Origin of the sequence: Alistipes sp. UBA6068 (assembly GCF_949428155.1) — a bacterium.
Taxonomy (GTDB): domain Bacteria; phylum Bacteroidota; class Bacteroidia; order Bacteroidales; family Rikenellaceae; genus Alistipes; species Alistipes muris.
Genome location: NZ_CASQFS010000003.1, coordinates 96,605 through 111,291 on the forward strand (window position 1 = coordinate 96,605; position 14,687 = coordinate 111,291).

At 60.1% G+C, this 14,687-nt stretch carries 11 protein-coding genes; 3 read left to right on the forward strand and 8 right to left on the reverse strand.

What is annotated here, in order from left to right; translation table 11 throughout:
* Nucleotides 1–22 precede the first annotated feature (22 nt).
* From QVG21_RS02835 to QVG21_RS02855, 5 genes are all read right to left on the reverse strand, one after another.
* Nucleotides 23–1,486, reverse strand: coding sequence for a sulfatase family protein (locus QVG21_RS02835; protein WP_287922051.1), 1,464 nt, complete (start codon nt 1,484–1,486; stop codon nt 23–25).
* The gene (locus QVG21_RS02840; RefSeq protein ID WP_287922053.1) at nt 1,483–2,967 is read right to left on the reverse strand and encodes a sodium:solute symporter family protein; all 1,485 of its coding nucleotides are present in this window, start codon (nt 2,965–2,967) and stop codon (nt 1,483–1,485) included. The genes QVG21_RS02835 and QVG21_RS02840 overlap by 4 nt, the downstream gene beginning before the upstream one ends.
* A 21-nt stretch (nt 2,968–2,988) precedes the next feature.
* Complete coding sequence (locus tag QVG21_RS02845; RefSeq protein ID WP_287922056.1) at nt 2,989–3,906, reverse strand: dihydrodipicolinate synthase family protein; 918 nt, start codon at nt 3,904–3,906, stop codon at nt 2,989–2,991.
* 198 nt (nt 3,907–4,104) lie between these two features.
* The gene (locus QVG21_RS02850; protein WP_287922058.1) at nt 4,105–6,348 is read right to left on the reverse strand and encodes an FG-GAP repeat domain-containing protein; all 2,244 of its coding nucleotides are present in this window, start codon (nt 6,346–6,348) and stop codon (nt 4,105–4,107) included.
* Between the two features lie 132 nt (nt 6,349–6,480).
* Nucleotides 6,481–7,554 (reverse strand): LacI family DNA-binding transcriptional regulator, encoded by a 1,074-nt coding sequence (locus QVG21_RS02855; RefSeq protein ID WP_287922060.1) that lies wholly within the window; start codon nt 7,552–7,554, stop codon nt 6,481–6,483.
* Nucleotides 7,555–7,667: 113 nt separating this feature from the next.
* Here QVG21_RS02855 and QVG21_RS02860 point away from each other — a divergent pair, with 113 nt between their 5' ends.
* The 3 genes from QVG21_RS02860 to QVG21_RS02870 all read left to right on the forward strand — a co-directional run bounded on the left by QVG21_RS02860 (nt 7,668) and on the right by QVG21_RS02870 (nt 10,786).
* On the forward strand, nt 7,668–8,795 hold the full coding sequence (locus tag QVG21_RS02860; RefSeq protein WP_287922063.1) for a DUF6786 family protein: 1,128 nt from the start codon (nt 7,668–7,670) through the stop codon (nt 8,793–8,795).
* Between the two features lie 14 nt (nt 8,796–8,809).
* Nucleotides 8,810–10,432, forward strand: coding sequence for a ribulokinase (locus QVG21_RS02865; protein ID WP_287922066.1), 1,623 nt, complete (start codon nt 8,810–8,812; stop codon nt 10,430–10,432).
* A gap of 180 nt (nt 10,433–10,612) precedes the next feature.
* The gene (locus QVG21_RS02870; RefSeq protein ID WP_251213726.1) at nt 10,613–10,786 is read left to right on the forward strand and encodes a BF3379 family histone-like protein; all 174 of its coding nucleotides are present in this window, start codon (nt 10,613–10,615) and stop codon (nt 10,784–10,786) included.
* A gap of 298 nt (nt 10,787–11,084) precedes the next feature.
* Here the strand turns inward: QVG21_RS02870 and QVG21_RS02875 are convergent, their stop codons facing one another.
* The 3 genes from QVG21_RS02875 to QVG21_RS02885 are packed head-to-tail and all read right to left on the reverse strand — an operon-like array spanning nt 11,085 to nt 14,543.
* Nucleotides 11,085–12,797 (reverse strand): phosphoethanolamine transferase family protein, encoded by a 1,713-nt coding sequence (locus tag QVG21_RS02875; RefSeq protein WP_287922070.1) that lies wholly within the window; start codon nt 12,795–12,797, stop codon nt 11,085–11,087.
* 3 nt (nt 12,798–12,800) lie between these two features.
* Nucleotides 12,801–14,015: a BamA/TamA family outer membrane protein gene (locus tag QVG21_RS02880; RefSeq protein WP_287922072.1), complete on the reverse strand. Its 1,215-nt coding sequence runs from the start codon at nt 14,013–14,015 to the stop codon at nt 12,801–12,803.
* Between the two features lie 6 nt (nt 14,016–14,021).
* Nucleotides 14,022–14,543 carry a hypothetical protein gene (locus QVG21_RS02885; protein ID WP_287922075.1) on the reverse strand — a complete coding sequence of 174 codons (522 nt, stop codon included), beginning with the start codon at nt 14,541–14,543 and terminating at the stop codon, nt 14,022–14,024.
* Between the last annotated feature and the right edge of the window lie 144 nt (nt 14,544–14,687).

The window sequence follows — 14,687 nt, forward strand, 5'->3', positions numbered from 1 at the left end:
GTAGTTTTATTGGGTTTTCGGTTCATTGCTGGTTTTCCCGCCGTTCGTAAATTTTCGGGTGGGGCAGCGTCGCGAAGTCTTCGTCTTCGATCATCTTGTACGTCAGTTTCAGTATCAGGTCGTCGCGTACGCTCCGCAGCGCCGGGTCGTCGGCCAGGTTGCGTTGTTCGTGCGGGTCCGTTTCCAGGTCGTAGAGCTCGAACATCGGCCTCGTCGGCGAGAAGTAGAGTTTTCCGAATCGCGGGGCCAGTTGGCCGCTTTCGTTCATCCGCGCCAGTTCGCGGAACATCTCCGTCTTCGCAAAGTCCACCGGCACCCACGGCTGTCCCGGCAGCAGATTGTATATCAGTTTGTAGCGTTCGCCCACGATGCAGCGCATCTGGTCGAATACCGACGTATCTTCGGGCAGCGAATTCGTCGCATGGCAGCTGCGCACCGAGTAGACATAGCGTTCTTCCGGTTCTGCGCCTTCGGTCAGCAGCGGCAGCAGGTTTTCGCCCTCCATCTCGGCAGGTACCGGCAGTCCCGCCGCCGACAGGCATGTCGCCGCAAGGTCCACATTCGACACCACCGCATCGGTCACCGCCGCCAGAATCCGTTCCGGCCAGCGTATCAGCAGCGGTACCTTGATTCCGTTCTCATAGAGCGTTCCCTTGGCCATGAACTGCGCTCCTCCGTTGTCGCCCATAAAGATGACAATCGTGTTCTCCGCCAGCCCGTGGTCGTCCAGGTATTGCAGTACTTCGCCGAAATCCGAGTCCAGCCGATGGATTTCATCGTAGTAGGCGGCCAGATATTCGCGCACGGCCCGCGTGTCCGGATAGAATTCCGGCAGCGTCAGCGACGCCGGGTCGTGGAGTTTCGGCGCATCGTAGGGGTGGTGCGGGTCCGAGTAGGAGAGTTGCAGGAAGAACGGTTTGTCCTTGTCGCGCCGCGCCATGAACGTGCGGAACTGGTCGTTGATTTGTCCGTGGCAGGCCCCTTTCCGCGCATCGGCCACAATCATGCACGTGTCCAGCCGCTCCGGGAAGGTTTTGTAGCCGTGGTCTATGTAGTATTGTTCCACTTCCTTGATTCTGCCTACCCGGCCGCTCACCGCGCCGTCCAGATGATAGCCGCGGCCCGCTACGCCCGTGTAATAGCCGTTTTCGCGCAGGTATTCCGGGAATGCACGGAAGCGGCGCGCCAGCGTCACATTGAAGCGCGTCATGTTCACCGCCACCGGGCTCCGGCCCGTCATGATCGACGCGCGCGAGGGTACGCTCTGCGGCGAGGTCGCATAGGCGCGGTTGAAGCGCACGCCCTCCGACGCGAAGCGGTCCAGATTCGGCGTCACGATGTCGCCGTTGCCGTAGCAGCCCACCGCAAATGCGCTTTGGTCGTCGCTCAGCACCAGCAGGATGTTCGGTTGTTCGGTTTGCGCCGCCGCGCTTCCGCCCAGTATTCCGCCGCACAGCAGCATGCCGGTTTTCAGTTGGCTTTTCATTTTTCCGTCGGTTTAGCGGTAAGCCGGGTCAGCAGGAATCCCGTCAGGAAGATCACCGTCGTCCCGAATACGATGGTCAGATAGGTGTGCAGCGGGCTGTGCAGGACATAGAACGGCGAGCCGTCGTTGATAAGCGGCGAAAGGCTCATCCACGCGATGGTCAGCAGGCCCAGCACCACCGCCACCACGGCATGCGCGCGTTTCACACGCTGGCACACCACGCCCAGCAGGAACAGGCCCAGCATCCCGCCGCTGAATATCGACGCCAGCTTCCACCACGCGTCCAGTATGCCGTCTATGCGCATCATCAGCAAGCCCACCACGATGCCCAGCGCTCCGATGACGAACGACGTTCCGTACAGGGTCGCCATGTTGCGTTTTTCCGTGAATTCCTTTTTCGACAGGCGTTTCGCGAAGTCGGTCAGTACGATGGTCGCCGACGAGTTGATACTCGTCGCTATCGTGCTCATGCCCGCCGAGAAGAGCGACGCCACCACCAGTCCCGTCAGGCCCGTCGGCAGTCCGTGTACGATGAACCACGGGAACACCTGGTCCGACGGCAAGCCCTCCGGCAGCAGTTCCGGCTGCGCCGTGTAGTAGCTGAACAGCGCCGTTCCGATATAGACGAATACTAGCGACACCGGTATGTAGAGCAGACCTCCGAACAGCGTCGATTTCACCGCTTCGGCCGTCGATTTGGTCGTCATGTAGCGTTGTACGTAGTTTTGGTCGATGCCGTAGTTCTGCATGTTCACGAACAGGCCGTATATCAGCACGACCCAGAACGTCGGTTCGGTCAGCGACAGCGAGAAGCTCCCCAGGCTGAATTTGCCGTGCGCCGCCGCTATGCCGAACAGTTGGCCCGGACCTTCCGGCATCGTGAACGTCAGTATCGCCGCGCAGGCTATCGCCCCGAATATCAGTATGATGCCTTGTATCGCATCCGTCCACACCACGGCAGCTATGCCGCCCAGGAGCGTGTATATCAGCGTCGCGATCCCCGTGCAGATGATTATCGTCTGTATGTCCCAGCCGAACATCGTGTTGAGCGGCAGCGCCAGCAGCAGCAGTATCGAGCCTATGCGGGCCAGTTGGGTCAGCAGGTAGCACACCGCCACATAGCCCCGGGCCCAGTAGCCGAACCGCAGTTCCAGATAATGGTAGGCCGATACGCTGTTCACATTGCGGTAGAGCGGGATGAAGACTTTCGCCGCCAGCCACGTCGCTATGGGTATCGACAGGCTGAATACGAACGGGTTCCAGTTGCCCTTGTAGGCGTCGCCCGGCAGTCCCAGGAAGCTGATGCTGCTCACGAACGTCGCAAATATCGACATGCCCACCACCCACGTCGGCAGCGAGCCTTCCGCCGCCGTGAAGGCCGCGGCTCCCTTGCGGCTGCGGAAATAGAAGCTGCACCCGAACAGGGCCACGCCGCCGACAAAGACAAAAAATACCAGGTAGTCAAGTATAGTTATTTCCATAGTCGTTTCCGTTTCGATAGGTTATCCCACGCATTTCGCGCCCAATGCTTCGAGCGCTTCCCGGATTCGCGTGCGTTCTTCCGCGCGGAATTTCCGGTAGGGGTACGACAGGAAGTCATCGCAGATGCCTAAAAGCGACAGGGCGCATTTCACCCCTTTCAAGTAGCTCGACCCGTATTTTCCCACCGTGTAGACGGTCGTGCTGATTTGCATGATCCGGCGTTGGAGTTCGCGTACCCGCGCGATGTCGTGCGCCGCGGCCGCTTCGTACATCCCCACATAGAGTTCCGGGAATATGTTCGCCCCGCCGTTCACTCCGCCGTCGGCGCCCAGCAGCACGCTCTCGCCCGTCAGTTCTTCGGGACCTACATAGAGCGAGAATTCCGGGTCGTCGCCCAGGTGGTAGAGCAGCGTCTGGAAATAGTTCATGTTCGCCGAGCTGTCTTTCAGTCCCGCTATGTTCGGGTGTTTCGCCAGCGTCTTTACCGTGGCAGGTTCCAGGAATACTTTCACATGCGAGGGCATGTTGTACAGATAGAGCGGCAGGGGCAGCGCATCGGCCAGCGCCGTATAGTATTCGATCAGTTCCTGCTGCGAGGGGGCAAAATAGTAGGGCGGGGCGGCCACTACGCCCACGGCTCCGCACTTCGCCGCATGTTCGGCCAGCCTTACGCTCTCGTCGAACGCCGTGTCCGTCACGCCCACCAGCACCGGGACACGGCCCGCCGCCTGTTCGCATACAAGGCTCACGAATTCGTAGCGCAGCCGATAGGTCAGGTTCTGCGCTTCGCCCGTCGTTCCCAGTATGAATATCGCGTGCACGCCTCCTTTTATCAGATGTTCCGTCAGGCGGACCGTTCCTTCGCGGTCCAGACAGTCGTTCCCCTTCAGCGGGGTAATCATCGGGGGAATGATGCCCCGCAGTTTCGTCGTTTGCATTCAGGTTGTTTGTTTATGGGTTGTTTTCAAGTTATATCCCCGTGTCAGTCCGAACTCTTTCCTTTGTCATCCCGGGCGCCCCTCTTTTCATTCTAAAGAGCCTATTCCTCTGTCATTCCAAGGAGCCCCCCCCTCTCTTTTGTCATTCTGAGGAGCTCTCTCCTTTGTCATTCTGAGGAGCCATCGGCGACGAAGAATCTATTCCGGACAGCCGTTGTTTTTCAGCAGATGGAAGTGCCCGTCTTCGGCACCTAAGAGCAGGTCCGGACGGCCGTCGCCGTCCCAGTCTACGGGGGTGGGGCAGGTCGTGTGGCCCGCCAGCACACGGTCGCTCAGGTTGCCCATGTATTCATACCACACTTCGCCGTTTTCTTCGCGCACGTTGCGGAACCACGCCGCATTCTGGCTGTCCACAATCAGGTCCGTGCGGCCGTCGCCGTCCCAGTCCGCGAAGCATATCTTGCGGCGGCCCGATTGTCCGCCTATGCCGTCGTTCAGCCGCAGCAGTCCCTCCGAGGTGTCGAGCACTCCTTTCTTGGCGCTGTACAGCGCGCAGTTGGTCGCATGGAAAATGCGGCGGCCCGGTTTGAGCAGCAGTTCGTCCTCCGGCGTGCGGAAGCGCTCGAAATAGGCCAGGTAGCCCTCGTGGTCCATCACCACCAGGTCCGTCAACCCGTCGCCGTTCCAGTCCATCGCTACGGGCGTCGTGCGCCATTGGGTCGTCAGCGTCCCCGGTTCGGGGTTCCACCAGTTCCACGCAGGTTTGGGCGCTTCGCCCTCCCACGCCACACGCACAGGCTGCGCCGGGGCCAGCGCAAGGCCGTCCTTGGCTCCCAGGTTGCGGAACCATTCTATTTTGCCCCATATCGAGTTGATGATTATGTCCGGCAGCCCGTCGCCGTCCCAGTCGGCCACCGACAGCACCGTGTAGCCCCATTTGCGTTCGGCCGGGCCTTGTATCGAGCCGTTCTCTCCGGCTTGGATGCGGAGCGGTTCGCCGTCAATGCAGAAAAGCCGCGGGGCGTCCCACACCGGGTTCTCCCCGCCCGACAGATTGCGTATCAGCGCGATTTCGCCCGCCGAGTTTCCGGCTATGATGTCTTGTTTGCCGTCGCCGTCCCAGTCGAATGCGCAGGGCGTCGACAGCGCGCCGAATTTCACCAGGTCGGCTTCCTGCCGGAAATAGAGCGGCTGCCCGAACTGCGGCATTCCCTTGCGGACCTTGCCCGTGTTGCGCACCCACGCCACCCGGCCGTCTTCGTCGCCCACTACCAGATCGGGGCGCCCGTCGCCGTCGAAGTCCGACACCACCGGCACGATCATCTCTATATGGAAGCGGATTTCGCCTTTCTTGTTCGCCAGCTGGCGGCCTGCCGCAAGGCGCGGTTCGCTGCGGGTCCCCGTGTTCTCGAACCACGTCAGCCCGTCGACGAATTCGCCGCAAATCAGGTCCAGGTCGCCATCGCCGTCGAAATCGGCGATGCAGGGGTTCGGCGCTCCGTATACGTCTATCGGCATTCCCCCGGCTTCGATTTTGCCGCGGTTCACATAGTTCCCGCCGACGTTCTCCAGCAGATACACACAGCCGTGCAGAGGTCCGCGCGTCCAGCGCCCCTCCGCATCATATGCGTTGTCCCAGCCGTAATCGTCCCACGTGTCGATGCCTACAACGATGTCTTTGTCGCCGTCGTTGTCCCAGTCCACGTAGTTCCACATGTTGCTGCGCGACTTCTTGTAGGTCGCGCCCAGCACTTCGCCCTCATACTTGATCTGCTGTTTCTCAGCATAGGGCGCCTCGAAGAATCCGAGGTGTTCCGTCTCTTTCGACAGCACATAGGGCGTCCCGTCCACCTCCGAAAGGCGGATGTTGTTCATCCCTTTTTCGCTGATACGGACCGCCGCGGCGAAAAGGGGTTTCTTCGCCGTGCCGATGTTCTTGAAATAGTAAAGTCCTTTGTAGGGGCGGTCGGGGCACGATACCAGCAGGTCTTTCACTCCGTCGCCGTCATAGTCGTACGGAATCGGAATGCCCCACAGGCCTACGCCCAGGTCGACCGTCAGCCCGGGATTGTTGTAGCGTAAAGCGCTAACGTTTCCTGCCGGACAGAGGGGGGGGGAATTCAGAGCTTCGGCTGCCGTTTCCGCAGCGTCATTTCGGGCCAGCAACGAATCTTCGTTTTTTGGTCTTAGGTTCCTATCGTCATTCTGAGCATCGCGAAGAATCTTGCTCCGTGAAGTTTTTTGTTCGCCGTTTTGCCCGTCTCGGGTTTCCGCTCCCGAGCCGGATGATTCCGAAAGAGCATCCGACGTCAGCGCCATCCACGCGCCTGCCGCCAGATTCTCCGTGGGTTCCGCAGCCCGGACCGGAGTTGCCGTTCCCACCTGCAACAAGGCACCCGCCGCCACAACGGCACAGGTCAATACAGAGGTACAAATTTTCATGTCTATCATCGTATTTATTATTTAAATCGTTTTAGCAACTTTTCAAAAAAAATAGTTGCCTCCCATATCTTGCAGCTTTTTCTGCCCTGCGAATCTTGCTAAAACGTTTTAGCAAATCGGCAAAAAAAGTCGTTACAACGACTTTTCCATTTCTTTTTCAGCGGGTTCCGCCGCCTTGTCCGACACGCCGTAGCCGGCGATTTCGGGCGTCAGCACCACCCGCGAACTGCTCGCAGAACGTTCCGCGCGGTCTTTCTGCGCAATGGTCTTCATCAGCAGGTCGAGGGCTTCGGTCCCGAAACGTTCGATAGGCTGGCGCACATAAGCCACGGCCGTCTTGTAGATGTCGAACGCTTCGTTGCTGTCGAAGCAGGCCATCGCGAAGTCCTGCGGAATCCGCCAGCCGTTGCGGAAAATCGTCGTCAGTCCGACGGTCGCCAGCGTGTTGGTCGCAAAGACAAAAGCCTCCACGCCGCGTTTCTTCGCGTCGCGGACCACTTTCTCCATCCAGTTCAGCTTGTCGTGGCGCAGGTGGTGGATGTGGATATTGTCCGCCAGCCCGGCGCGGGTCATGCAGGCCTTGTAGCCGTCCTCGCGCTGGCGGATGTTCGACAGCGACATGGCGTAGGAAATCATTTCGATGCGGGTGAATCCCTGCTGGAGCAGGGCCGTGGTCGTCTGAAGCCCGGCCCGGCGGTTGTCGAGCACCACGCTGCTCGCCTCGGCGCCCTCGACTTCGCGGTCGAGCAGCACGAGCGGAACGTTCTGCTGCGCCACGTTGCGGATGATGTCGTCCGAACCCTCGCACGGCACCACGATCAGTCCGTCGATGCCTTTGTTGCGGAAAACCTCGATCAGGTTCTCCAGCTTCTGCGGATTCTCGTCCGTGCTGCCGAACAGCACCGTATACTTATGTTTATAGGCCCGGTCTTCGATGCAGCGGGCGATGTCGGCGAAAAACTTGTTCGAGATGTCCGAAACGATCACCCCGATGGTGTTCGTCTTGCCGCTGCGGAGCATCCGCGCCGCGTTGTTGGGCTGGTAGTTGAGCTTGTCGGCTATTTCCAGGATGCGCTGCGCGGTCTCTCTGTTGACCCGGTAGTTCTCCTGCCCGCAGTCCCGGTTGCTCATCACGAACGATACCAGGGCGATAGATACGCCCGCTTCCGTAGCAATGTCCTTGATAGTTACCTTGCGTGTCGCCATAATCTTCGCTGTTTTTGCAAAATCGGGAAATACTCTTACCTTTGCAAAGGTAATTAAAACGTTTTAACAAACAAATTTTTCCCGTTCTTTTTTCCAATCGGACCGTTTGTATTATGGCTGCCTACGGCGAAGACCTCGATTTTCTGAAAGCGCACAGCATCGGCTTTCTCGAACTGACCGGCCCCCAGGGTGCCGCCCGGATATGTATCGTACCCGGCTGGCAGGGGCGTGCGATGACCTCGACCGCCGCAGGACGCGCCGGCACGAGTTTCGGCTGGCTCAACCGTCCGCTCATCGCGTCGGGCGCCGTGCGGCCGCAGTTCAATCCGGTAGGCGGCGAAGAACGCTTCTGGCTCGGTCCCGAGGGCGGCCCGTTCTCGCTCTACTTCGCGCCCGGCGCACCGCAGGAATACGCCAACTGGCAAGTACCCGCGGCGCTGGACACCGAACCCTACAAGATAGCGGAACAAAGCGCACAGCACGTGCGTTTCACCCACGAAGCAGTTTTCCGCAACGCTTCCGGCACCCGGTTCGAGGTGGGCATCGACCGCCGCATAACGCTCCTGCAGCCCGAAGACGCCGGAATGGAATTGCCCGCCGGAGTGTGCGCAGTGGGGTATCGGAGCGAAAACCGCATCGCCAATCGGGGTTCGGAGCCGTGGACGCCGCAGAGCGGTGCTCCCTCCGTCTGGCTTTTGGGCATGTTCCCGCCGTCGCCCTCGACCACGGTATTCCTGCCTTACGACACAGCGGCCGAGGGCAAGATAGTGAACAGCGATTATTTCGGCACCGTTCCCGCCGACCGCCTTTCGGTGGGCGAGGGGCTGGTCTGCCTGCGCATCGACGGCGCTTTCCGCTCGAAAATCGGTCTGCCGTGCGGCCGCGACCGCGGTATCTGCGGCAGCTACGATTCCGCATCCCGAACCCTTACCTTAATCAGATATGCCCGTTCGCGGCCCGGCACCCGCTACGTCGAAAGCCGTTGGGGCGAGCAGGCCGACCCGTTCGGCGGCGACGCGGTCAACGCCTACAACGACGGCCCGACCGAGACGGGCGAGGTGATGGGGCCTTTCTACGAAATCGAAACCTCCTCGCCGGCCGCGTTCCTACAGCCGGGCGGCGAGCTCTGCCACGCGCAGGAGGTATTCCATATCCAAGGACCGGAGCAGGCGCTCGCCGCCGTCATCCGGCCGCTGTTGTCCGCCGACCTCGAGAAGATTAAAAATTTATTCGATTGCTAAAACGTTTTAACAACATGAAGAACCCGACCTATGCCATTGGCGTCGACTTCGGAAGCGATTCCGTCCGGTGCCTCGTCGTCGACACGTCCGACGGCCGTGAAATGACCTCGGCAGTCTGCGCCTATCCCCGCTGGAAACAAGGACTTTACTGCGACCCGGTGCAGAACCGCTACCGCCAGCACCCGCTGGACTACATCGAATCGCTGGAACGGTGCGTCGGCGAAGCGCTGGCGAAATGCGGTGCGGAGGTGGCCGCCAACATCCGCGGCATCTCGTTCGACACGACGGCTTCCACGCCCGTGCTGACCGACAAGCAGGGCACGCCGCTGGCCCTGCTGCCCGAATTCGCCGAAAATCCCGACGCGATGTTCGTGCTGTGGAAAGACCACACGGCCCTTGCCGAAGCGGATTGCTTAAACGATTTAGCAAAACGCTGGGAGACCGACTATACCCGCTACTGCGGCGGCACCTATTCGTGCGAATGGGTGTGGGCCAAGGTGCTGCACTGCCTGCGCAACGACCCGTCGCTAAGGGCCAAGACCTACTCGTGGGTAGAGCACTGCGACTGGATATGCGCCCTGCTGGCGGGCGACACCACGCCGGAGAAAATAGCCCGCAGCCGCTGCGTGGCCGGCCACAAAGCCATGTGGCACGAAGAGTGGGGCGGGCTCCCGCCGTTCGGGTTCCTGACGGCCGCAGACCCGCTGCTGGGCATCTTCGAGGGGCATCTGTACCGCGAAACCGTCACGGGCGATGTGCGTATCGGGAGCTTGTGCGCCGAATGGGCGTCGCGGCTGGGGCTGCAACCGGGCATCGCCATCGGCATGGGGGCCATCGACTGCCACGTGGGAGCTGTCGGTGCGGGAATCGTACCGGGGACCCTGGTGAAGGTAATGGGGACCTCGACCTGCGACATAGTGGTGGGCACCTACGACGAAGCCGGCGACAAGGCCGTGCGGGGCATCTGCGGACAAGTCGACGGCTCGGTGCTGCCGGGATACGTCGGATTCGAGGCGGGGCAGGCGGCGTTCGGCGACATATACGCATGGTTCCGCCGGCTGATGGCATGGCCGCTGCGCCGGATAGCGCAAAGCGACCCGGCGCTGGAAGAACGCATACTTGAAGAACTGACGGCCGAAGCCGAACGCCTGCCGCTGAGCGACGAAGACCCGGTGGCGCTCGACTGGCACAACGGCCGCCGCACGCCCGACGCCGACCCGCGGGCACGCGGAACGCTCGACGGACTGACGCTTGCGACTTCGGCCCCGGCGCTGTTCAAGGCGCTGGTCGAAGCGACGGCGTTCGGCTCGCGCGCCATCAACGAACGGATGCTTGAGGAGGGAGTGACGATAGACAACATCATAGCCATCGGAGGAATCGCCCGCAAGTCGGCGTTCGTCATGCAAACGATGGCCGACGTCATCGGGGTGCCTATCCGAGTAGTGAGCAGCGACCAAGCCTGCGCCCTGGGAGCGGCCATGTTTGCCGCCGTAGTGGCGGGAATCCATCCGTCGGTCGCGGCCGCACAACAAGCCATGAGCCCCGGATTCTCGGCCGAATACCGCCCCGACCCGGAACGCCATGCGATTTACGACCGGCTTTATGCCCGCTATCTGCAACTCGGAAACACCCGCTGAGGCCCCGGCAAAACGACGAAGAGACGCGGCTGCGGTCGGCAGAAAACGGGAATTCAACGGGTCCGGAGAGCCGCAGAACGCGATTTTTCCCACAAAAAACGCTATTTTTTTGCTGCGGGATGGGAATTTTAGATAATTTTTATATCTTTGCGAAGAAAACAAACCCAAAAATCATTAGACATGAAAGAGTTGGTAACGAAAATCAATGCTGAGTTCGAGGTATTCGCCGCTAACGCAGCCGCTCAGGTAGAGAAAGGCAACAAAGCCGCAGGTACCCGCGCCCGCAAGTCGGCTCTGGAAATTTCCAAGCTGATGAAGGAATTCCGCAAGGTATCGGTAGAGGCTGCGAAATAAGCCCCCGCGCCGAGCGAAAACCAAAAAGGCCGCCCTTTCGAGGGGCGGCCTTTGTTGTTGGATGGCATAAGCGCTTCGCCTTTCCACAGGATGGTGACGTTTCATATAAGGAAAGATTCTTCGTCGCTTACAGCTCCTCAGAATGACAAGAGGGGGGGGGCACTCAAAATGACGGGGCAGGAGAGCCGCGGCGGAAAGAAGAATGCTCAGAATGACAAGACACGGGGAGAACAGCCGGACAACAGGAAACGGACGGGCTCCGGAATGCCCTGGCGAAAACGCAGCGAACTTGAACAACTCAGAGCTCAATACCGTTCCTCCGGAACACCTCCAAGTCCTGCGGCCGAAGCCCGGCACGAAGATAAGGAACGGCCTCGTTGTGGTCGTTGAGATAATAACGCGGAGCCCTCCTGTCGAACGCGGGACTGACCAACGACACGGAATCCCTGACATAAGGACTGCTGATGGCGGCGATCTGCGCCATGGTATGGAACAAGGCGTGGGTATTGGCGGGAACGTCGGAATTGGCGGCGGCCGTCTCGGCGACCCCGGGGAACGCGGCGCGGTAATCGGGCGAAAACCAGGCGAGCGAAGCGACCCACAACTGATAAGCCGTAGCGGTGGGAGAAGCGTGGAGAAAACGCTGCCGCTCGTCGTCGAGCAAATCCTCGCCGTGGTCGGCGCAATAGAGCACGGCGGACGACACGCCGCTGAGCGAACGGAGGTAAGCGATGGTCTCGGCGAGGAAGTGGTCGGTATAACAAACGGAATTGTCGTAGGCGTTGCACAACTCACGGGCATTCTGGGGCGTGATGGAGACGTTGTCGTCGGGCAGGAACCGCGCGAACTCGCGGGGATAACGCTCATGATAACTGAAATGCGACCCGTAGCAATGGAGGATGAAGAACAGCCGCGGCGAAGAACTCCGGCGGACGGCTTTCTGCACCTCTTCGAGCAGCTGCATGTCGTGGCGCGGAGAACGGATATAGACCAGATGCCGGGCGTCGTGGGCCAGGCGGTCGATCATGGCCCCCTGCTGCGACTGGTTGGAAATGAACCAGGTATCGAACCCGGCCTCGTTGAAGAGCGCGGGGAGCCCCTTGCGGCGGAACAGCTCCTCGTGCTGGTGGGTACCGACGGACGAAAGGAACAAGGGCACGCTTTTATGGGTGGTGTTGCTCTGGGTGAGCATGTTGCGGAACAAGACGACCTCCTTCTCCTGCGAAAGCCGCGGGTTGGTAGGGCGGCCGTAACCCATCAGCTGCCAGTTCATGGCCCGCGAAGCCTCGCCTATAATATATAGGTAAATCTCGCGCTCGGGCACCCGGTCGGGCCGCGATGCGGAATAAGAGAACCCCTCGGACGTATCGTCGAAACGGTAGGCCTTGCGGAACTCGATGCCGCTGAGCCGCATGTTATAAAAAGCGTTGACGGGGAAAATCTCGTCGCGCAGGACGTGCTTGTGCTCGCTGAAATGGTAGGCGGGCCACAAAGCCAAGGCCCCGAGGACGAACAACGACGCGCCCGTGAGCCCGACAGTCATGCGGGCGGTGCGGGAAATATAACGCTTATGCCCGATTTCGCGGGCCGCGAACCACAGCAACGGAAGATAAATCGCCAGGACGAGCACCACGGCGGGATAAATGTTCTCCAACAACTCGCCCGCCTCGCCGGGATTGGTAGTCAAGAGGTTGGTGAACATGTCGGTGGCGATGACGGAATTGCCGAAGAGATAAAGCAGCACGATCTGAAACGTACTGAAGAAGATGAAAGGAAACGCGCACCAAATCATGATGCCCGAACGCCGCAGGAGGACGCTCCACATCATATAAAACCCCAACGGCAGCAGAATGAGGGCCTCGACCGTCCAAGCCGGATAATGCTCGGTACAGGCCAGCACGCAATTGGGGATGATGAGAGCCACGAAGAAATAGACGGTCAACAAGGTGGTGAAACGGCTGCGCGTATGGCGCCAGACCCTGACACGATGCCTGTTCGGAGAAGTAGCCATGGACTAAAAAGCTTCGTTGATACTGAGCAGGAAACCGCTGGTCTTACGGCCGAAACCGTAGTCGACGCGCACGTTGACCCGCTTTTTGAACTCCCAACGCAGGCCGACGCCGTAGTTGGGCAAGGTATGCGACCAATCGAACCGGTCGCCGGAACGCTCGCTGAAGACATTGCCGGCACCGCCCCAGACCGTGCACCCGAAGCGCCGCCAGATACGCTGGCGCAATTCGAGCTGGACCGTGAGCAGGCAATTGTCGGTGTAGCGCCCCTCGTAATAACCGCGCATGCGCCGGCTGCCGCCCATGCGGGCGAGCATGGGCCACGGAGCGGCGGCGGAATTGAACTCGCCGTAAAAATCGAACGCCAGGGTACAATCTTTCCAAACACGCTGGTACCAATCGAACGTGAAAGTAGCGCGGTAAAGGGTAGTTTCGCAGGACCCGAGCGCCTTGGGGAAAATGGTCCCTTCGAGACTGGCGTAGAGCCCGCGCCACGGGCCGGGAATGAAATCGCGCGAATCGTACTCGACGATGGCGCCGATGCCGGTGAGGGTGTAAGAATGCTTCTGGTGACGGATGTAACTATCGCCCGCAGCGTCGAACTTCGTGCCGTCGGTATGCTGGAAACTGAGCCGCGAACCGACGTAAGTGTGGGGCAGGACGCGATAGACGTAACGCGCATGGACCTTGTACTGCTTCTCGACGTAGGAAGTTTCGGGGTTGCGGCGCGCATCGCAGTAACCGATGCCCCACAAATCGCGGGGCGCCGAAACGAACATGGCCTGATAATCCATCTTGCTGCGGCTGCGCCGGAAATACGTGTTGCCCTCGACGCCGACGGAGTAAAAACCGGAAATGGAGACGGTGGCGAAGACGGAGACGTCGGAGGGCGGGATGAGGGAATCGGTGCGGTCGATGCGATAAAGCCCTGCGGCCAGCACCCCGATTCCGAAATTGTTGGTTTTGGAATAATTAGGCCCCCCGGCGAAGGTGAGGTCGATCTTCTTCTCGAAAGTACGGTCGACGGCCGACTTGCCGAAGTAGTCGATGATCCGCCCGACGAACGACCTGCGCCGGACGAGCGTATCGGCCGGGAGGGAAAGCGAATCGACGGCAGCGGGAGTGGCGGGACTCTGCGGCCCGCCGGACGGGGAGACCCCGGCCCGAACGACGAAGCACGACCCGAACAACATGAAAAACAAAACGATGCGGCGGAACATCCGGATTTATCTGTAAGGCTCGACGGCCTTGTAGAAAGCCTCCTTGTCCGCCTCGGAAAGCACCCCCTTGCGGATGAAAACCAACTCGCCCTCCTTGGAAACGATCATCAGCACGAACTGGTTGTTGCAATCGCCCAAACCCCAGGCGGTACTGAGCGTGCGGTCCTGGTCGGCGAGCACGACGGCGCCGTTCTTGGCGGTGCGCTTCTTAGCCATGCTGCGAGCCATGCCGTTGGGAATCATGGGAGCGTCCTTGAGGTTCATGACGCCGAAACCGTAGAGGTTGTCGCCGGCGACACTGTGGTTCTGCTCCATTTCGATGGTGAAATCCTCGTTCTGCTTATGACGGTCGGGATCGACGTAGAATATCAGGAGGTTCTTTTTGCCCCACTGGGGCAACATGGCCGGATTGCCGTCGAGGTCGAGCACCTCGACGTTCGGCACCCTGCGGCGTATCTCCTGCGAACCGGCGAACGGCGCGGAACTCAGAAGCAGGACGACCAGCATCGCGATACGTTTCAATTTCATGGCTTTCACGTTATAATCTGCACTTGCGGATGCGGGACAAAGGTACGACATTTCCCCCAATGTATAACTCCCCGCAGGCGACAATATTGTTCGGAACGTCTTCATTGCCATTTACAAAAAGATTGCCTATCTTCGCGGAAAACA